20 protein-coding genes are annotated in these 19,662 nt (G+C 52.3%); 11 read left to right on the top strand and 9 right to left on the bottom strand.

Annotated elements, in window-relative coordinates:
• Positions 1-23: 23 nt before the first annotated feature.
• The 4 genes from LG200_RS04535 to LG200_RS04520 all read left to right on the top strand — a co-directional run bounded on the left by LG200_RS04535 (position 24) and on the right by LG200_RS04520 (position 4,230).
• A complete protein-coding gene (locus LG200_RS04535; protein ID WP_226756398.1) occupies positions 24-1,700 on the top strand; it encodes a formylmethanofuran dehydrogenase subunit A in 1,677 nt (558 codons plus the stop codon).
• Positions 1,700-2,608, top strand: a complete 909-nt coding sequence (fhcD, locus tag LG200_RS04530) for a formylmethanofuran--tetrahydromethanopterin N-formyltransferase (protein WP_226756397.1) — start codon at positions 1,700-1,702, stop codon at positions 2,606-2,608. Before LG200_RS04535 ends, fhcD begins: the two co-directional genes overlap by 1 nt.
• The gene (locus LG200_RS04525; protein ID WP_226756396.1) at positions 2,605-3,411 is read left to right on the top strand and encodes a formylmethanofuran dehydrogenase subunit C; all 807 of its coding nucleotides are present in this window, start codon (positions 2,605-2,607) and stop codon (positions 3,409-3,411) included. The genes fhcD and LG200_RS04525 overlap by 4 nt, the downstream gene beginning before the upstream one ends.
• A 162-nt stretch (positions 3,412-3,573) precedes the next feature.
• Complete coding sequence (locus LG200_RS04520; protein WP_226756395.1) at positions 3,574-4,230, top strand: OmpA family protein; 657 nt, start codon at positions 3,574-3,576, stop codon at positions 4,228-4,230.
• A 293-nt stretch (positions 4,231-4,523) separates the two neighbouring features.
• Here LG200_RS04520 and LG200_RS04515 read toward each other — a convergent pair whose 3' ends face one another.
• From LG200_RS04515 to LG200_RS04500, 4 genes are read right to left on the bottom strand one after another with little or no spacing between them, the layout of a single operon-like run.
• Positions 4,524-5,084, bottom strand: a complete 561-nt coding sequence (locus tag LG200_RS04515) for an IMPACT family protein (protein ID WP_226756394.1) — start codon at positions 5,082-5,084, stop codon at positions 4,524-4,526.
• A gap of 36 nt (positions 5,085-5,120) precedes the next feature.
• Entirely contained in the window at positions 5,121-6,611 is a 1,491-nt protein-coding gene (locus tag LG200_RS04510; RefSeq protein WP_226756393.1) for a helicase HerA-like domain-containing protein, read from the bottom strand.
• Between the two features lie 39 nt (positions 6,612-6,650).
• Positions 6,651-7,121: a DUF302 domain-containing protein gene (locus tag LG200_RS04505; RefSeq protein ID WP_226757301.1), complete on the bottom strand. Its 471-nt coding sequence runs from the start codon at positions 7,119-7,121 to the stop codon at positions 6,651-6,653.
• 58 nt (positions 7,122-7,179) lie between these two features.
• A complete protein-coding gene (locus tag LG200_RS04500; protein ID WP_226756392.1) occupies positions 7,180-8,112 on the bottom strand; it encodes a CysB family HTH-type transcriptional regulator in 933 nt (310 codons plus the stop codon).
• A gap of 159 nt (positions 8,113-8,271) precedes the next feature.
• On the opposite strand from LG200_RS04500, the gene LG200_RS04495 reads away from it, so the two are divergent.
• From LG200_RS04495 to fdxA, 6 genes are all read left to right on the top strand, one after another.
• The gene (locus LG200_RS04495; RefSeq protein WP_226756391.1) at positions 8,272-9,069 is read left to right on the top strand and encodes a sulfite exporter TauE/SafE family protein; all 798 of its coding nucleotides are present in this window, start codon (positions 8,272-8,274) and stop codon (positions 9,067-9,069) included.
• 10 nt (positions 9,070-9,079) lie between these two features.
• A complete protein-coding gene (locus tag LG200_RS04490) occupies positions 9,080-10,756 on the top strand; it encodes a nitrite/sulfite reductase (RefSeq protein ID WP_226756390.1) in 1,677 nt (558 codons plus the stop codon).
• On the top strand, positions 10,749-11,372 hold the full coding sequence (locus LG200_RS04485; protein ID WP_226756389.1) for a DUF934 domain-containing protein: 624 nt from the start codon (positions 10,749-10,751) through the stop codon (positions 11,370-11,372). Before LG200_RS04490 ends, LG200_RS04485 begins: the two co-directional genes overlap by 8 nt.
• Positions 11,373-11,500: 128 nt before the next feature.
• A complete protein-coding gene (gene cysD, locus LG200_RS04480; RefSeq protein WP_226756388.1) occupies positions 11,501-12,436 on the top strand; it encodes a sulfate adenylyltransferase subunit CysD in 936 nt (311 codons plus the stop codon).
• 78 nt (positions 12,437-12,514) lie between these two features.
• Positions 12,515-13,813: a sulfate adenylyltransferase subunit CysN gene (gene cysN / locus LG200_RS04475; RefSeq protein ID WP_226756387.1), complete on the top strand. Its 1,299-nt coding sequence runs from the start codon at positions 12,515-12,517 to the stop codon at positions 13,811-13,813.
• Between the two features lie 115 nt (positions 13,814-13,928).
• A complete protein-coding gene (fdxA, locus tag LG200_RS04470; RefSeq protein ID WP_226756386.1) occupies positions 13,929-14,252 on the top strand; it encodes a ferredoxin FdxA in 324 nt (107 codons plus the stop codon).
• 77 nt (positions 14,253-14,329) lie between these two features.
• Here the strand turns inward: fdxA and fabV are convergent, their stop codons facing one another.
• The 3 genes from fabV to LG200_RS04455 all read right to left on the bottom strand — a co-directional run bounded on the left by fabV (position 14,330) and on the right by LG200_RS04455 (position 18,151).
• Complete coding sequence (gene fabV / locus LG200_RS04465) at positions 14,330-15,526, bottom strand: enoyl-ACP reductase FabV (protein ID WP_226756385.1); 1,197 nt, start codon at positions 15,524-15,526, stop codon at positions 14,330-14,332.
• 153 nt (positions 15,527-15,679) lie between these two features.
• The gene (locus LG200_RS04460; RefSeq protein WP_226756384.1) at positions 15,680-16,870 is read right to left on the bottom strand and encodes a multidrug effflux MFS transporter; all 1,191 of its coding nucleotides are present in this window, start codon (positions 16,868-16,870) and stop codon (positions 15,680-15,682) included.
• A gap of 84 nt (positions 16,871-16,954) precedes the next feature.
• The gene (locus LG200_RS04455; RefSeq protein ID WP_226756383.1) at positions 16,955-18,151 is read right to left on the bottom strand and encodes a class I SAM-dependent methyltransferase; all 1,197 of its coding nucleotides are present in this window, start codon (positions 18,149-18,151) and stop codon (positions 16,955-16,957) included.
• A 168-nt stretch (positions 18,152-18,319) separates the two neighbouring features.
• Between LG200_RS04455 and LG200_RS04450 the strand changes: the two genes are divergently transcribed.
• The gene (locus LG200_RS04450; protein WP_226756382.1) at positions 18,320-18,940 is read left to right on the top strand and encodes a phosphoadenosine phosphosulfate reductase domain-containing protein; all 621 of its coding nucleotides are present in this window, start codon (positions 18,320-18,322) and stop codon (positions 18,938-18,940) included.
• A gap of 18 nt (positions 18,941-18,958) precedes the next feature.
• On the opposite strand, the gene LG200_RS04445 is transcribed toward LG200_RS04450, so the two are convergent.
• Entirely contained in the window at positions 18,959-19,375 is a 417-nt protein-coding gene (locus LG200_RS04445; protein WP_226756381.1) for a type II toxin-antitoxin system VapC family toxin, read from the bottom strand.
• On the bottom strand, positions 19,376-19,612 hold the full coding sequence (locus LG200_RS04440) for a ribbon-helix-helix domain-containing protein (protein WP_226756380.1): 237 nt from the start codon (positions 19,610-19,612) through the stop codon (positions 19,376-19,378).
• Between the last annotated feature and the right edge of the window lie 50 nt (positions 19,613-19,662).

The following is a 19,662-nucleotide window of genomic DNA, read 5'->3' as shown; positions in this document are numbered from 1 at the left end:
GCAAGATTGAAGGAATCGGAAACATGCTAATCAAACTTACCGGCGGCCGGATTTATGATCCAGCACACAATATCGATGGCAGGGTCATGGATATCTATGTGCGAGACGGCCGTATCGTCGAGCGTCCAGGCGATGCTGAAACCATAGACCAGGAATACGACCTGCGTGGCAAGGTAGTCATGGCAGGCGCCATCGACATGCATACCCACATCGGTGGAGGCAAGGTCAACATTGCACGCCTCATGTTGCCAGAAGATCATCGTGCGTCTCCTGCGGTACACACCGATGCCTGCCGTGCCGGTTGCGGACATGCGGCGCCATCTACGCTGACCACAGGTTATCGCTACGCAGAAATGGGTTATACCGCAGGTTTCGAACCTGCGCTTTCTCCCGTGAACGCACGCCAGTCACACCTGGAGATGTGCGATACGCCTATCATTGATAAGGGCGGTTACGCCATGATAGGCAGTGATGATTACTTCCTGCGCATGCTGGCAGCCAAGCAGGATCAGAACGCGATCAACGACTATGTCGCCTGGATATTGCATGCAAGCCAGGCCATAGGGATCAAGGTCGTCAATCCAGGCGGCATCAATGCCTTCAAGTTCAACCAGCGCGCCCTCAATCTTGATGAAGAAAACATCCACTACAAGGTCACCCCGCGCGAAGTGCTGCAATCATTGACCCGCGCGGTCTATGAGCTTGGCATTGCCCACCCGTTGCATGTGCACGGCAATAACCTTGGTGTGCCTGGTAATGTTGAAACCACGCTCAAGACCATGGGAGCGGTAGAAGGCTACCCTGTCCACCTGACCCATATCCAGTTCCATAGCTATGGGACCGAAGGCGACCGCAAGTTCTCTTCAGGTGCAGCTGCAGTGGCGGAAGCCTTGAACAAGCACAAGAATGTTTCGGCAGACGTAGGCCAGATCCTGTTCGGCCAGACCGTAACGGCTTCAGGCGACAATATGCGCCAATACGCCAATTCTGGCCACGGCTCCCCGCGCAAATCAGTACTAATGGACATTGAATGTGACTCCGGCTGCGGCGTAGTGCCTTTCAAGTACAAGGACCAGAACTTCGTCAATGCGCTGCAATGGGCGATTGGCCTGGAGATTTTCCTGTTGACCGAAGATCCATGGCGCATCTTCCTCACCACAGACCATCCCAACGGCGCGCCATTCACCAGCTATCCGCACTTAATCCGCCTGTTGATGGATAAGGGCTTCCGCAACGACATGTTCGCCAAGCTCAACTTGGATGCCCAGTCCATGAGCACGTTGACATCGATTGATCGTGAATACAGCCTGTATGAAATCGCGATCATGACGCGCGCTGGCGCTGCCAAACTGGTCGGCCTGCATGACCGCGGTCACTTGGGCATTGGCGCTGGCGCTGACATTACAGTCTATACCGACAATGCCGACCGGGAAGCCATGTTCGCCAAGCCGGACTATGTATTCAAGGATGGTCAACTGGTGGTCCGTAACGGTGAAGTGGTCAAAGTCACCTGGGGCAGCACACACACCGTTAAACCCGAATTTGACCGTGGGATAGAAAAAGACCTGAAGAAATACTTTGATACCTACCACACCATGAACATGGAAAACTTCAAGGTCAGCGCTGCCGAGCTGGAAGATGATGGCCGCGGCCATGTGATTGTTCAGGAGTGCAAAGGTCGCAGGGAGAAAACAGCATAATGATTATCAACGGCGTATCTATAGACGACACCTTTGCCGAAGCCTTTGGCATGCGCGGCACCCGTGTCATTATCACCGCGCAGAACCTGCGCTGGGCCTATAATGCAGCCAGGGCCATGACCGGCTTTGCCACCTCAGTGATTGCCTGTGGCGTCGAGGCCGGCATAGAACGCGAACTGAGCCCTGAGGAAACTCCTGATGGACGCCCTGGCGTATCCATCCTCATGTTCGCGATGAGCAGCGCAGTCCTCATGAAGCAACTGGAAACCCGCATGGGCCAGTGTGTGCTGACCTGCCCCACTGCCGCCGCATTTTCCGGCATTGATGAAGGCTATCCCGAAATCACCAAGATCAACCTAGGCAAGAACCTGCGTTTTTTTGGCGATGGCTTCCAGACTTCAAAAGTATTCAATGGCAAGCGCTATTGGCGTGTACCCGTGATGGACGGCGAATTCATGACGGAAGAAAGCACTGGCATGATACGCTCAGTGGGTGGCGGCAACTTCCTGATCCTGGCTGAATCCCAGCCACAGGCCTTGGCCGCCTGTGAAGCAGCGATAGATGCCATGAGCAAGGTTCCCAATGTAATCATGCCATTCCCTGGCGGCGTCGTACGCTCGGGCTCCAAGGTAGGTTCCAAATACAAATCGCTGATCGCATCTACCAATGATGCCTTCTGCCCTACCCTCAAGGGCATCACCAAGACCGAGCTTTCCCCGGAAATTGAATCCGTGATGGAAATCGTGATTGACGGCTTGACCGACCCGGATATTCGCGTTGCCATGCGTGCAGGTATTGCCGCGGCATGTGAACTGGGTGCAAAGCATGGCATCAAGCGCATCTCCGCCGGCAACTATGGCGGAAAACTAGGACCGTATCATTTCAAACTCAGGGAGATCATGGCATGAGCGCATTGACCTTCACTCTCAAGCAATCCATTCAGCAGCGTGTCGATTTATCGTCCCTGACCCCAGACAAGCTGGTTGGCAAAAATATCAACGATATTGCGGCCATCCAGCTCGACTCCGGCAGACTCAAACTGCGGGTCGACAGTCTGTTCGACATCAGTGGCGACAATGCCGAAGATATTGTGTTCAACAACGCCAATGGCAAACTGGATTACATCGGCAGCCAGATGAAGAGTGGTCGGATCACCGTCAATGGCGGTGCTGGTTCCTACCTGGGCTTCCAGATGCGCAAGGGCGAAATCGTGCTCCACGGTAACGCTGATGCCTTTACTGCCAGCGGAATGGCTGGAGGCTTGCTGCATGTGCACGGCAACGTTGGTGATTTCCTCGCAGCCGCCATTCCGGGAGACCGCAAGGGCATGAAGGGTGGCATGGTGATCATCACCGGCGATGCAGGTGAGCGTGCAGGCGACCAGATGCGTCGCGGCATCATCCTGATCGAGGGCAATGTAGGTAGCTACTGCGCCTCACGCATGCTGGCAGGTACCATTGGCGTACTCGGGAGCGTGGGAGATTACGTGGGTTACGGCATGCGCCGCGGCACCCTGCTGCTGACTCAACAACCCAAGCTGCACTCAACTATTCAGGACTGTGGCACTCATACCCTGCCATTCCTGAGCCTGATGTTTAAGTCATTCCAACACTTGCCCAGCAAATTTGCCAATATTAACAAGAACCGCGTGCAACGCTTTGCTGGTGACATTGCCAATGATGGAAAGGGCGAAATACTCGTCTTTAAATAAGCAATTCCAAACAGCGTATTGCTCCATTAAGCCCGGCAAGGATTTTCTACCGGGCTTTTTCATTGATATGTGCAAACAATTGTCAATTTTGTTTCACCAGAACTTATGCCGTTTTATTCTGCCCAATATCTGACCTCCCTACAAAACACAAAAAGGAAAATCATGCGGACACAATTAACTGCAAGTACAGTCATTATGGCATTGGCCCTCAGCGGCTGTGCCAATATGTCGGAAACACAGAAGGGTACAACCAAAGGCGCAGCAATAGGTGCAGGAACTGGTGCCGTAGTAGGCGCCCTGGCTGGTAAAGGTAAAGGTGCAGCGATTGGTGCGGCCGTAGGTGCCGGCGCTGGAGCTATTGCTGGCAATATCTGGTCCAAGCGCATGGAAGAACAGAAACGCCAGATGGAAGAAGCCACGCAAGGCACTGGCGTGCAAGTATCCCAAACTGAAGACAACCAGCTCAAGCTGAATATCCCCAGCGATATCTCCTTCGCCTCCGGCAAGGCCGATATCCAGCCCAACTTCCGTATTGTGCTGGACAATTTCGCTGCCACCCTGAAAAACAACCCCAACACCCTGGTCACCATCATTGGCCACACCGACAATACCGGCTCTGATTCCATCAACAACCCATTGTCCGTTAATCGCGCAGCCAATACCCGTGACTACCTCACCGCGCGTGGCATTGCTACCAACCGCTTCACCATTGATGGCCGCGGCTCCCACGAACCCCTGGTTGCCAACGACACGCCGACCAACCGTGCCAAGAACCGCCGCGTAGAGATTTTCGTCGCAGAACCTGCACCAGCGCAATAAACCTGCCCCCGCCTGCTTCTCTCGTAGGAAAATTGAAAAGCCCCACGTATTCAATTGAATGCGTGGGGTTATTTTTACGAGGCAATTCTTTATTATTTCGAAACTATACCGGGCTAATAGTAATCAGCAATATAGCGCTATTTGATATTAATGCTCGAAAATCTCGAAATTAATAAAGCTGAATTTGATTGCTCGCCATTCCCATCGTCATAGCTATGATATAAATTCAAGCCCGTCCGAGTGCAATAATCAGGCATTGCGCCGAATTAAGTTAATGCCTCGAACAACTACGACTACCCATACTTCTGCTGCAAATTCAAAATCTCGCTCGCAGGCACCATGGCAATCACGGTGACAAATTCTCCAAACGCCTTGTCCAGAATTTCGCCATTCATTCTGGATATTTCCCGCGTGAAGATATCCAGTTGTTTGTAATCGAGATCAAGGAGGATTTCCTGCATTTCAACAAAGGGACCGATCTGCGCGGCATCCAGTGCCATCTTCGCTGTACCGCCATAGGCACGCGCAAGACCTCCGGTGCCTAGGTTGATGCCGCCATAGTAGCGGATGACGCCAACACAGACATTGATGAGATCACGCCCCTCGAGAAACTGCAGCACGGGTTTCCCCGCGGTTCCCGACGGCTCCCCTGCATCGCTGAAACGCTGCACGATACCCTGGGGTGTCTTGAGCCGGAATGCATAGGCCAGATGATGTGCGTTCTGGTGTGCTGCCGCAAGGCGACGCAATGACATGCCAACGGCACGTTCATCCGCGCAATACTCAGCTAGCGCGACAAAACGGGATTTATTGATGGTCTGTTCTGCCTGACCAGGCTGTATGATGATTTGCAAACTATAAAACTCGACTACTCAACTTTTCACCCAATTCTATTTCTTGCCTTTGCCACCAAGAATGGAGCCCAACACACCCCGTAATATCTGGCGCCCCAGTTCAGACCCAATAGCACGGGCGGCGCTTTTTGCCGCAGTCTCAAGCACGCCTTGCGGCTGACGACCTTTGGGTTTTCCTGTCGTTTTGTCAGGGCCGCTGCCACCAAACAGCCCACCCCAGTCGAAACCGCTATCTTGCTCGGGGGCCTCTGACGTGGCAGCAGCCCGGCCCTTGAGAATCTCATAGGCAGATTCACGGTCGATGCTGTTTTCGTAATGGCCATACACCACCGAACTCTTGATGAGCTGCTGGCGCTCAAGATCACTTACCGGGCCTATCCTGCTGCCTGGCGGGCATATAAACGCGCGCTCTACTGGCATAGGCCGCCCTTGCTCGTCAAGAAATGAAACCAGGGCCTCCCCCACGCCAAGCTCGGTAATCACTTCACTGACTTTCACATCAGGGTTGGCACGAAAAGTTTCTGCAGCCGCCTTGACCGCTTTCTGATCCCTGGGCGTAAATGCACGCAATGCATGCTGCACCCGATTGCCCAGCTGGCCAAGCACCACATCCGGTATATCCAGTGGGTTTTGGCTGACAAAGTAGACCCCCACGCCTTTGGAGCGGATTAGCCGCACCACCTGTTCAATTTTATCCATTAACGATTTAGGGGCATCATTGAACAACAGGTGCGCTTCATCAAAGAAAAAGGCCAGTTTGGGCTTATCAAGGTCACCCACTTCCGGTAACTTCTCAAACAACTCTGATAACAGCCACAACAACAAGGTAGCGTAGACACGTGGCGAGTTGTAAAGGGTATCAGCAGCCAGAATATTGACCATGCCCCAGCCCTTGTTGTCTGTTTGCATGATGTCATCCAGGTTCAACGCAGGCTCACCAAACAACTGGTCGGCCCCTTCATGCTCCAGCTGCAATAATGCACGCTGAATGGCCCCCACGCTGGCCGTGGAGATATTGCCGTATTTACTGCTATAGTCGGGAGCATTTTCAGCAGCGTGTTGGATCATCGCACGCAAATCCTTCATGTCCAGCAACAACCAGCCTTTGTCATCGGCAATCTTGAAAACAGCTGTCAGCACACCCGACTGAACCTCATTCAGATTCAGCATGCGTGATAAAAGCAGTGGCCCCATTTCTGCAATTGTGGTGCGTACCGGATGGCCCTTTTGACCGAATACATCCCACAAGGTGACAGGACAGGCAGCAAAACTGAAATTCTCGAGCCCTAATTGCGCGATCCTTGAATCCACCCTGGTGTTACCGCCACCAGGCTGACTGATGCCAGAAAGATCGCCCTTGACGTCCGCCATGAACACCGGAACGCCTAGCCTGGAGAAACTTTCTGCAATGCTCTGCAGGGTAACCGTCTTGCCAGTACCTGTTGCTCCAGCAATCAAACCATGTCGGTTGGCCATGCGTGGCAACAGATAAAGAAACTCTTCGCTTTTAGCTAATGGTGTAGGCATGCTTTTAAATGACTCATCATCAAGATATTCGGAAAGATATCAGATATCCCCTTGGCGCGCCTTGTCGATAATATGCAGCAGTATGCGCTCCAGCTCCTGCGCAGCCTTCTGCGCCTTGGGAGTAGGATCATGGATACTCTTCAAGTCGAATGTTGGACGGGCCAGGCCAAGATATAGTTGACCTTTGCGCTGATAGATCGCAATACGACAAGGTGCGAATGTCACGAACTCCGGGTGGTCGAGCATAATTTCTGCTCCCAGTCCCAGATTACAAAAAGCCCGGACTTCCAACGGGCCTTCGGGAGCTTGCCCCCTGGCACGCAGATGCTCTCCAATAGGCAGGTTGGCAGGATTAACGAAATTCTCTCCCTCGGAGACCACTTTGAGACTGTCCACGACATCTTCGTAACTGACCCCAGGCTCGACCGCTACTTCGTACAGTGCACTATCAGGATTGACCGGAGGCATCGGGGGTGCTTTTTGTGCTGCGACTGGCATTGCAATGGCCATCGCCAGCGAAGTCAATAACAATGCCTGGAACGCCGGCAAGCTCATGACCTGCTCATTCCTAATCGACGGAAGGTGATTGCAACTCGGCCTCCACTGCTTTGCGCCCATAATGGGGTGCAAGCAGCTCAATAAAGGCATACGCGTATCCACGCAGGTAAGCATCTTTACGCAGGCCTATATAAGTGGTACTCGGCGGAAACAGATCGCTGACATCCAGCATCTCCAGATGGCTATCGCGTATCGGGTCATATGCCATGCTGGCCAGCAGGCCCACCCCAAGCCCCAGGTTGACATAGGTCTTGATGACATCAGCATCAATAGCAGTCAGCACGACATTGGGCTCCAGCCCTTCCTTCTCAAACACCTTGCTTACCAGCGAGCCGCCAGTAAATGCAAAATCATAGGTAATGAGCGGATATCGCGTAATCTTCTCAAGCGTCAATGGCAAGTCATTCAGAAGGGGATGTCCCTTGGGAATCACTACACAGCGGTTCCACTGGTAGCAAGGCAAGCAAAGCAGATCTTCAAAACTGCTGATCGACTCGGTCGCAATGCCTATATCGGCCTCCCCCTTCTGTACCTGCTCGGCCACTTGCGTAGGATTACCTTGGTGTATGGTGAGCTTGACCTTGGGATAACGTGACATGAACTCCTTGACCGCTGCAGGCAAGCGATAGCGTGCCTGGGTATGGGTAGTGGCAATTGTCAGGGTGCCTGCATCCTCATGAGTGAACTCTTCACCCACACGCTTGATATTATCCATTTCAAGCATGACGCGCTCAGCCAACTCCAGTATAATTTGGCCCGGTTCTGTAATACCGATCAATCTTTTACCGTTACGTTTGAATATCTGCAGGTTCAACTCTTCTTCGAGTAACTGGATCTGTTTACTCACCCCTGGCTGGGAAGTGTGCAAAGCATCCGCAGCAAGAGACACACTAAGACCCTGCCTGGCAACCTCACGCACATACCGTAACTGATGTATTTTCATTATGCTATTTGACCTTTGTTTTATAACAAAATCACATATTTATAGAATAACATACTATTAAATTATTTATTTAACCTGTTATAATAAAAGGCTTTTCGGGTATTGTTTTTGGGGTAATTTCCGTACCCGGCAAACCCATGGAAAAACAATAATCATTTCATGGACATAGGATACATACTCTCCGGCTTTGCCGTAGGTTTTCTCGTAGGCATAACCGGAGTCGGTGGTGGTTCGCTAATGACCCCACTGCTGGTATTCCTGTTTGGATTTAAACCAGTGGTTGCAGTAGGCACGGATCTGCTGTTTGCCGCATTGACAAAAACTGGCGGTGTTTGGGTTCATCATGGCAAACACAAGTCGGTAGATTGGAAAGTGGTTGGCTTGATGGCGGCAGGCAGCCTGCCGATGTCGATCACTACCATCTATGTCATCAAACACCTGATGTCCGTAGGCAAGGAAATTACCGGATTGATCACCTATGCCCTGGGCATTGCATTGATCATGACGGCATGCGCCCTGTTGGTTCGCAGTTTCCTGATGCGCAACAAGGAACGGGAAGTTGAAAGCGGCCTGATCAGCACTGGCCGTTTTACAGGCAACACACAAGTGGCCGCCACTGTCCTGACAGGCGCCGTGCTGGGGATACTGGTAACTTTATCATCCGTTGGCGCAGGCGCACTAGGTACCATCGCCATCCTGCTGTTATATCCCAGGATGAGTACATTGAAAGTGGTTGGTACCGACCTTGCACATGCAATTCCGCTAACCGCAATTGCAGGCATAGGCCACTGGAGCCTGGGCCATGTAGACTTTACTCTGCTGGGCAGCCTGCTGATAGGCTCCCTGCCCGGCATTTGGATTGGCAGTCATTTAAGTGCGAAAATTCCGGAAAAGGTATTACGTCCGGTTCTTGCATTGATATTACTGTTGATAGGTTCAAAATTTGTTTTAGCATAAAAGTGAGCTCATGTATAAATACGACGAAATTGACCAGGCTATCGTAGACGAGCGCGTCAAGCAGTACAGCGACCAGACACGCCGCTTTCTCGACGGTGAACTGACCGACGAGGAATTCCGCCCGCTACGCCTGCAAAATGGCCTATACATTCAGCGCCACGCTCCCATGCTGCGTATTGCCGTGCCTTACGGCATGCTTTCCTCCAGGCAGCTGCGCAAGCTTGGCGACATTGCCAAACGTTATGATCGCAGTTACGGCCATTTCAGCACCCGCCAGAACCTGCAACTCAACTGGCCAAAACTGGAAGATGTGCCAGAAATACTGGCCGAACTGGCCACTGTGCAGATGCACGCCATCCAGACTTCAGGTAACTGCATCCGCAACATTACCGCCGACCAGTTCGCCGGGGTTGCGCCTGATGAAGTCATTGATCCGCGTGCCATTGCCGAGATTATCCGTCAATGGAGTACCTTCCACCCTGAGTTTGCCCTGCTTCCGCGCAAGTTCAAGATCGCGGTTTCCGGCACAAAGCAGGATAGGGCCATTATCCAGGCGCATGATATCGGCCTGGAATTCTATCTGGATAACCAAAATAAAATGGCGATCCGTGTCTGGGCAGGCGGTGGGCTGGGCCGTACTCCTATACTAGGTTCCGTGGTACGCGAACACTTGGAATGGCAGCATGTACTGACCTATTGCGAAGCCATCATCCGTGTCTACAACCTGCATGGGCGCCGGGACAATGCCTACAAAGCGCGTATCAAGATCCTGGTCAAGGCCCTGGGCATAGAAGAATTCAGCCGCCAGGTGGAAGAGGAATGGCAATATCTCAAGGATAGCCCCAACACAATCACTGAGGCTGAACTTGAACGTGTCGCCAAGCATTTCACCAAGATGCCTTATGAACCACTGCCGGCCCATGACTCCTCTTTTGACAGTGCAGTGGCCAGCAATCCTGCTTTTGCAGCCTGGGTAAAGCGCAACACCCACCCACATCAGCAACCTGGTTACCGGGCAGTGACATTGTCGCTCAAGACTCATGGCCAGGCGCCTGGCGATGCTACTTCAGAGCAGATGCGTATTGTGGCTGACTTTGCCGACGAATACAGTTTTGGGGAACTGCGCGTTGCCCACGAGCAGAACCTGATCCTGGCGGACGTCAAGCTGAGCGACCTCTACCCTTTATGGGAAAAAGCGCGCGCTGCCGGCCTGGCTACCTCAAACATCGGCCTGCTGACAGACATTATCTGCTGCCCTGGTGGCGACTTTTGCTCACTAGCCAATGCCAAGAGCATCCCGATCGCAGAAGCCATCCAGATGCAGTTTGACGACTTGGACTACCTCTATGACATCGGTGATCTGGAACTGAACATTTCCGGTTGCATGAACGCTTGCGGTCATCATCATATTGGTCATATCGGCATCCTGGGCGTGGACAAGGATGGCTCCGAGTGGTACCAGGTGACGATTGGCGGCAAGCAGGGCAATGACGCCAGCCTGGGTACCGTGCTTGGCCCATCATTTGCAGCTGAAGAGATGCCGGGCGTGATACAAAAACTGATCGATGTATACGTACGCGAGCGCACACCGGAAGAACGCTTTATCGATACTGTACGCCGTATCGGCGTAGCGCCATTCAAAACGCATGTCTACGGCGAGAAAAAGAAGGAGGCCGTCCATGCCTAACAAGTCCAACCTGATTCTCAACAACGCCATCGTTGATGATGAATGGACGCTGGTGACCATGCCGGTAGTGGAGGAGGCGGTAAAGAAACAGGCAGGCAAGGTCGTGCTGTTCAAGCTGACCGGCGAAGCCACGCATACTGCCGAGCAGATTGCCAATACCGTCATCCCATGCAGCGGCAAGATTCTGGTACCGCTGTCCGTGTGGATGGCACGCAGGGAAGAACTGGCGTCACGCCACACTGCTGGTGAACTGGGTATCTGGCTGGATACGCATGAGCTGCTGGAAGACCTAGCATCCGCTATTGGTGACATCAACAGCTTGCCACTGATTGCAGTCCACGTTGAGCGCTTTGCCGATGGCCGTATCTTCTCCATCGGCAACCTGCTGCGTACCCGCTATCATTATAAAAATGACCTGCGTGCATTTGGCGACGTATTGCGCGACCAGCTGTTTTTCCTCAAGCGCTGCGGCTTCAACAGCTACCTGATTCGTGCTGACCGCTCTGCCGAGGATGCACTGGCCAGCCTGCAGGACTTCAGCCAGCCCTACCAGGGCGCGGTCGATATCAACCAGCCCGTTTGGCGGCGTGTTAACCGGCAGCCAGCGCCACAATAAGCCTTGACATGTATTGGGCATTGGTCACCACAAGGCCTTATGCCCACTGGAAAAATGAAGTTTAGTTTAGGAATACTTACTGGAGATGTGAGCTGACAGACAGCAGCAACTTTCAGCACAAAAAACATATGACGACTTTAATCAAACAAACCCTCTCCCACCTTGACTGGCTGGAAGCCGAAGCTATCCATATCCTTCGTGAAGTAGCTGGACAATGCTCCAATCCGGTATTGCTTTTCTCCGGTGGCAAGGACTCCTTGTGCATCCTGCGCCTTGCAGAAAAAGCCTTCCGTCCCGGCCGCTTCCCCTTTCCGCTGATGCACATAGATACCGGCCATAACTACCAGGAAGTCGTCAACTTTCGTGACCAGCGTGCCGCTGAGCTGGGAGAACGCCTCATCGTGCGTTCGGTTGAAGATTCTATCAAGCGTGGCAGCGTTGTGCTGAAGTCAGCTGATGAGTCACGTAACAAGCATCAATCCGTCACTCTACTCGAAGCGATTGAAGAGTTTGGTTTCGATTGCTGCATAGGCGGTGCCCGCCGTGATGAAGAAAAAGCCCGGGCGAAGGAACGCATCATGAGTTTCCGCGACGAGTTCGGTCAGTGGGATCCCAAGAACCAGCGCCCGGAACTTTGGAACCTGTATAACGCCCGTAGCCACAAGGGTGAGAACATTCGCGCCTTCCCGATTTCCAACTGGACGGAAATGGACGTTTGGCAATATATAGAGCGTGAACAACTCGAGCTGCCCAGCATCTATTTCGCGCATAACCGCGATGTTGTCATGCGCAATAACGGGATTTTCCCGGTCAATGTGCGACTTGCCAGCGGCGAAATCATTAACGAGCCCAAGCCTGGTGAAGAAGTGCAGAACATACAGGTGCGCTTCCGTACCGTAGGTGACATCACCTGCACAGCGCCGGTGATCAGTGATGCGGACACACTCAGCAAAATCGTGCTGGAAACTGCCACCACGACAATCACCGAACGCGGTGCCACCCGACTGGATGACCAGACTTCCGATGCTTCCATGGAGCAGCGCAAGAAGGAAGGCTATTTCTAGTTTGACGGCCTGACACAGAACAACGAGGATACAGCAGCATTGCTTGATCCGCCCCGTGAGAGTTTAAAGAGTATCGAAATGTCCAAAATAGAAAATCTTCCAGTGCATAACGACAGCCTGTTGCGCTTCATGACCTGCGGCAGCGTGGATGATGGGAAAAGCACTTTGATCGGTCGCCTGCTGTTCGACACCAAAACCATCCTGGCAGACACCCTGACCCAGATGGAGCGCACCTCGCATAAGCGCGGCCTCGAAGCAGTTGACTTGTCACTGCTGACTGACGGCCTCCAAGCCGAACGCGAGCAAGGCATTACCATCGATGTCGCTTATCGCTACTTCAGTACCGGCACCCGTAAATACATCATTGCCGATGCGCCTGGTCATGAGCAATACACGCGAAACATGGTCACTGCTGCCTCGACTGCGAACCTTGCCATCATCCTGATTGACGCCCGCAAAGGAGTATTGACCCAGACGCGTCGCCACTCCTACCTGGCACAACTGGTTGGTATTCCCCACATCGTGGTCGCCATCAACAAGATGGACCTGGTGGATTACTCCCAGGCAGAATATGAGCGCATTCGTGCAAGCTACCTGGAATTTGCCGAACAGATCGGCCTGCAGCGTACCGGCCATGACATCACCTTTGTCCCAATGTCCGCATTGAATGGTGACATGCTCGTGGATCGTGGTGCTGCCATGCCTTGGTACAAGGGCCCGACCATGCTGGAGCTACTGGAATCAGCTCCTGCCGCACACTCTGAGCGTAACGAATCTTTCCGCTTCCCGGTTCAGTTCGTCTGCCGTCCACATGCTTCAGACGACCATAAACTACATGATTTCCGTGGCTTTATGGGCCGTATCGAATCCGGTGAAATCGCCGTGGGTGATGAAGTGACCGTCTTGCCGTCTGGCCTGAGCTCAAGGGTAAAAGCGATCCAGATTGGTGAAGAAAAAATAGAACGCGCCATCACAGAACAATCCGTGACTATCCTGCTGACAGATGAAATTGATATTTCCCGCGGCGACATGATCGTGAAAAAATCTGAAGCACCTGAGCCGGTCAAGCAGATCAATGCAATGGTCTGCTGGCTGTCAGAAACAGCGCTCTCCCCTGCCCGCACCTACATTATTCGACACACCACGCGTGAATCCAAGGCCAAGGTTGGTGAGATAGCTTATAAAATCGACGTAAACACTACAGAGAAGCTTTCCGCAGAGGGCAGCCTCAGCATGAACGACATTGCCAGCATCAGCTTCAAACTGGCACAACCGCTCATGGTGGATGCATACAGCACTAACCGGGCCACCGGTGCGTTTATCGTAATTGATGAATCAACCAACAATACAGTAGGCGCAGGCATGATTCAGGCATAACGTGTATCTGCCGAATGGAAATCGCTTATCAATAGAATCAATAAATATTGTATTTTATATCGTTTATAATTCAGAGCTGTCTGGAATATAGCAAAGTACCATACGAGGAATATAAATGGCTTATGTTGTAACCGAAAATTGCATCCAGTGTAAATACACCGACTGCGTGGATGTTTGCCCAGTAGATTGTTTTGTTGAGGGACCAAATTTCCTGGCCATCAACCCTGATGAGTGTATCGATTGCACCCTTTGCGTGGCTGAGTGCCCGGCAGAGGCCATCTACTCTGAAGATGACGTACCAGAAGACCAGCAAGAATTCATTGCCTTGAACGCACGCCTGGCTGAAATCTGGCCAGCGATTACTGCCCGCAAGTCTCCCCTGCCTGATGCAGATGCCAACAACGGCACACCAGGCAAGCGCGAACTGTTGGTTGAGTGATAGCCGCTTTTTCCTGAATCCTCAATTATAAAAAAAAGCCCACATTTGTGGGCTTTTCTATTGAGCGATATAGCTACTTAGGCTTGTGTCAATTTTGCAATTGGTGACTCTGGATTCACGTCAGCCTCGTAATCCACTCCCTCTACCCCAAAACCAAACAGGCGTAGGAAGTCAGACTTGTAGCCTGCAAAATCAGTCAGCTCATATACATTGTCATTCGTCACCTGGTCCCAAAGTGCCACCACCTCGTCCTGGATGGCAGGCTCAAGCTCCTTGTAATCAGCGCGTAATCGACCTTCCTCATCCAGAATGGGTTGTGCGCCATAGAGACTATCCTTATACAGGCCGTATACCTGCTCTATACATCCTTCATGTGTTCCTGCCTGCTTCATCACCTTGAACAGCAGGGACAGATAAAGTGGCATCATGGGAATAGCCGAGCTTGCCTGGGTCACCAGAGCCTTGAGCACCGCAACCCTCGCGTCCCCGCCTTGGCCCGCAAGGCTGGCGCGTATATCCAGCACTCGCTGATCCAGATCTTTCTTGGCTGCACCTATGGTGCCGTTCCAATAAATATCGTGCGTAATCTTTTCGCCAAGATAGGTAAAGGCCGTGGTTTTCGCTCCCTCAGCCAAGACGCCAGCTTCGCCCAGCGCATCTATCCATATCTGCCAGTCCTCGCCACCCATTACAGCAACGGTGTTATCAATCTCCTGCTGGGTGGCAGCTTCAATCACGTTATCCTTCACCACTTCCTTATCGGTATCGAGGCCGCGCTGGGTAATGGTTTTGCCGATAGGCTTCAGCACGGAATTGAACACCTCGCCAGTTTTTGGATGGGTGCGGCGTGGCGAAGCCAGGCTGTACACCACAAGATCAACCTGTCCCAGGTCGCGCTTAATGATCTCTATAGTCTGTTGCTTGACCGCATCAGAGAAGGCATCCCCATTAATGCTGTGCGCATATAACCCCCTGGCTTCTGCAAACTTGTGGAAGGCTGCGGAGTTATACCAACCGGCAGTCCCCGGTTTGCCTGCATCGCCGGCTCGTTCCAGGAAAACACCCACCGTGGCAGCATCACAACCGAATGCAGCAGTAATACGTGCTGCCAAGCCATAACCAGTAGAGGCACCAATCACCAGTACCCGCTTGGGCCCATTGGCAACTGCACCCTGCTGCTGCACATACTCGACCTGTTGCTTGACGTTGGCTTCACAGCCTGTGGGATGAGCGGTGACACAGATAAATCCACGTACACGGGGTTTGATAATCATGAATACCTCACTGATAGGAAATCCTAGGACACTCGGCTTGCAGCCGCTTGCACCAACAAAAGGCAGTATTATAAAGGCCTGCGCCGTTTGTGGCTAAAAAGGATTGTGTCAGCAGACGGATCTCCAGCTTATTGGGAATCAGCTATCACAGGCTCACGCTGGTGCCTGATTATCAAACAAATGGGTGATACGTGTGGCCAACCAACCCAGTAACAAGTAAGCGGCCATTGCCAACGCAAGCCCTAATGGATGATCCCACACAAACGGGGCCACCAGACCTGCCGACACAGTCGATAACAACATCTGCATGAAAGCCTGGCCTGAAGCAGCAGTGCCACGTATTCTTGGATGACAGTCCAGTGCGCTCACAGACAATACCGGCATGGCTAACGCCAGCCCGATGGTAAACAAGGCAATAGGCAGTATATTCAGGCCTGCATGCACAAAGGGCAATGCACTGACTGCGATGTTGGCCATAGCCACTACCGCCATCCAGCCATAAGAAAACTTCAGGATTTGCTGGGGCGAATACTTACCTGCTGCGCGTTTTGCCAAGAACGAGCCAAACACGCTACCGCACACCGTAGGAATGAACATCCAGGCAAATTGCTGCGATGTCAGGCCTAAGTGCTGGATGAGAAATACCGGACTGGCAAGCACATAGAGAAAAAATGCCGAGAAATTTGCACCGATGGCAAACACCAACAAACTGAACTCACGATGACTGAATATCTGCTGATAATTCTGTATCACCCGCCGTGCGGACAGGGGCTGCCGTTTCTCAACAGGCATGGTTTCCGGCAGGTATCTTATTGCAGCCCATAGTGCAAACGCTGCATAAAGGGCGAGGAAAGCAAAGATTGCCTGCCAATGTATGCCCAGCATCACCCCACCTATGATGGGGGCCACGGCGGGTGCAATCACAAACAGCATTTGCACTGTCGCCATCACGCGCTGCGCCTGCACACCCTCAAACAGGTCACGCACCATGGCGCGCGCCACCACATTACCGGCTCCTCCAGACAACCCTTGCACGATACGGAAAGTCCACAACGTTTCCACATTGGGGGCAAATATGCAGCCTATTGAGGCCAATATGAAAATGCTTAATCCCCAGCGTATGGTGGCAATACGTCCAATTGCATCGCTAATCGCGCCGTGGAATAAAGTCATGATGGCATAAGGCAGCAAATAAAACGTCAAGCTATGCTGGATATCGACAGTAGATGCCTGCAAATCATGCTGCATCATGGGGAAAGCTGGCAGATAGGTATCAATGGCAAAAGGCGCGAGTGCAGTGAGCGCAGCCAGCACATAGACAGTCAATAACGATGATGTACGCATAGGAAATGATCAGCCGGAAACACGCGGCATGACCGCGAAATGAAATAAACTTGGGTTAGCGATTATACGCTCTGGAATTACGCATCAAGTGTATACATGCTGGCGATTGTATGGGTAATTCATAGTGCCATCCGGCTGAGGTTTGCCTGCCAGTATCTGGAAAAGTGCCAGCCAGTTACGATCAAATGAAAATGCCGAGCCCGCCATATAAATCCGCCATATACGGTAGTTACGCTCGTCTATCATCTGCAACGCCTGATCATGATGAGCTTCAAGCCGCTCCACCCAATCCCACAAGGTTCTTCCATAGTGAGGGCGAAGATTCTCTGCATCAAGAGGCTCAAGGCTGGCTGCCGAAAGCTCAGACATGACTTGGGAGACATGGACCAGCTCACCGCCAGGGAAGACATACTCATCAATAAACTCCGCAATTCCGCTGCCCAGGCCACCGCTCTTGAGCCCTACCGATGTAATGCCGTGGTTCATGACCAGGCCGCCCGGCTTAAGCAAACTGAAAATCTTATTGAAATAAAGTCGCAGGTTACGCCGCCCCACATGTTCAAACATGCCAACACTGGCGATCTTGTCGAAAGACTCGTCTTCAGGAAGATCGCGATAATCCATCAGCCTGACCTCCAGTCTGCCTTGCAACTGACGTTGCTTGATCTGTTCCGTCACATAGGCATGCTGGTTTTCAGACAAGGTAATGCCCAGAGCACTCACCCCATAATGTTCGACCGCATTCAGTACCAGTCCACCCCAGCCACATCCAATATCCAGTAGATGCTCGCCAGGCTTCAACATGAGTTTTTTGCAGATATGGTCCAACTTCTTTTGCTGCGCCACATCAAGACTATCGTCCTGATTCTCAAAATAGGCACACGAATACACTCGCTGCTTATCAAGCCACAATCCATAGAAATCATTGGAAACATCGTAATGATAGTTGATGTTTCGCCTGTCACGGCTGCGCGTATGCCGCCACCATCGCCAGTCCTTGCGTGTTCCCGCATCAGCGCTGGCATCAGTGCCGCAATAAGCCTGCCCCAGAGAAAGAATATCCTTTGCGCTCCCCTGCAAATCCACCCAGCCCTCAACATAAGCACGGGCCAAGCCACCAAGTGTGGGATTGGCAAGAATGGTAAACACCTTGGGATTCTTGACAATGATGGATACCTTGGGATCTGGATAAGAGGCTACCTCCTGCTCACCCCACCTCACGGCAACAGGTAAACCTGTCAGACTTTTTTGTATCTGGTTATGCAATATTGCAGTGAACATCGCGACTCCTTCAACTGGCTGAATATATAGGCTATTGCATCATGTACCCGAGCGCAACCACATCAAGCGATTAATGTTAATCAACCCTGCCCCATATATATAGCCCTGCTAGCTTTGTTACAATATAAAGCCTTGTTAGACTGGCATACCCCTGAACTGGAGCTTCAAATGGAATTGGACCTGGAAAAAATCAATGCAGACCTCGGCCATCGGGCTGAAAAACTGGTGGAATGGGCTTTAAGCCTGAACAAAAAAGCTATCTGCACCACCAACTTCCGTCCATTCGAAGCCGTTATCCTGCATATGGTCGCCAAGGTCAAGCCGGACACGCCCGTGATCTGGATGGACAGTGGCTACAACACCGAAGCCACCTACCGCTTTGCTGACGAAGTCAGCAAGCAACTGAACCTCAACCTCACTATATACCTGCCCAAACGTTCCCGTGCACATCGTGAAGCCATTGACGGCCTGGTTCCAGGCCTGGACGATCCGCGCCATGCAGCATTTACTGAAGAGGTAAAACTGGAACCCTTTGCGAGAGCCCTGCGTGAAACCGCACCTGAAATCTGGTTCACTGCATTGCGTGCCACCGACACCGCAGTGCGGGCGCAAATGGACCCTGTCAGCATCAACCCGGATGGTTTGATCAAGGTTGCTCCCCTGTTGCACTGGTCTTCCAAAGACTTGTATCAATACCTGACGGCCAACAACCTGCCGAACAACTTTGATTATTTCGACCCGACCAAAGGGGAAGAAAACCGCGAGTGCGGCTTGCATCTGGCGCACTAGAAGGTAACCGGCAACTCACTAGGCCGGCGCATCATCGTCATGCCAGTTAATTATCTGCAAACCCGGCACACGGGAAAATTCACGCACATTGCGGGTCACCAAAGCAGCATCGTGGCGTAAGGCAGTAGCAGCAATCAAGGTATCGTGCGGGCCAATAGGGGTGCCAAGCTGTTCCAGGTCGGCCCGCAACCCGGCAGCATGTTCGGCACATTCGGCATCAAACGGCATTATTTGCAGGTGCCCAAGCAATTGCGCTAATGCGACCAGGCGCGGTGCAGCGACTTCTGTCGGCAGACGCAGCAAGCCGTAACGCAGCTCATAAGCAGCGATGGCGGGCACGCCTACATCAGCAGGGGATAAAGCCTGCAAGCGCGGCACTACCTGCGCATCGCCCCGAAAGTAATAGCTGATGGTGTTGGTATCGAGCAGAATCATTCAAAATCCTACCCTGGGCACATCCGCTGGCTGGGCATGGGCTTTCTGCCCTTCCTCACGCAGCGGAAAATCGGCAAACTGCCCGGCCAGAGCCAAAACATTTTGTGGCCATTCATGACCGGCATGTTTGCGAATGATATCTGCCACCCAGCGGCTTTTTGATACGCCGTTGGCTTGTGCAGCCTGCTCCACCAGTGCTTGCGTGGCATCGTCCAGATACAGGGTAATTTGGGACATGATATACACTCCTCAAGCAATCCACATATATGTGGAAATATATGTGGATT

The sequence above is a fragment of the Methylobacillus caricis genome, from assembly GCF_020532705.1.
GTDB lineage: Bacteria > Pseudomonadota > Gammaproteobacteria > Burkholderiales > Methylophilaceae > Methylobacillus > Methylobacillus caricis.
The sequence above is the reverse complement of the archived record's forward strand: the minus strand, read 5'-3'. Positions and strand labels throughout refer to the sequence as shown.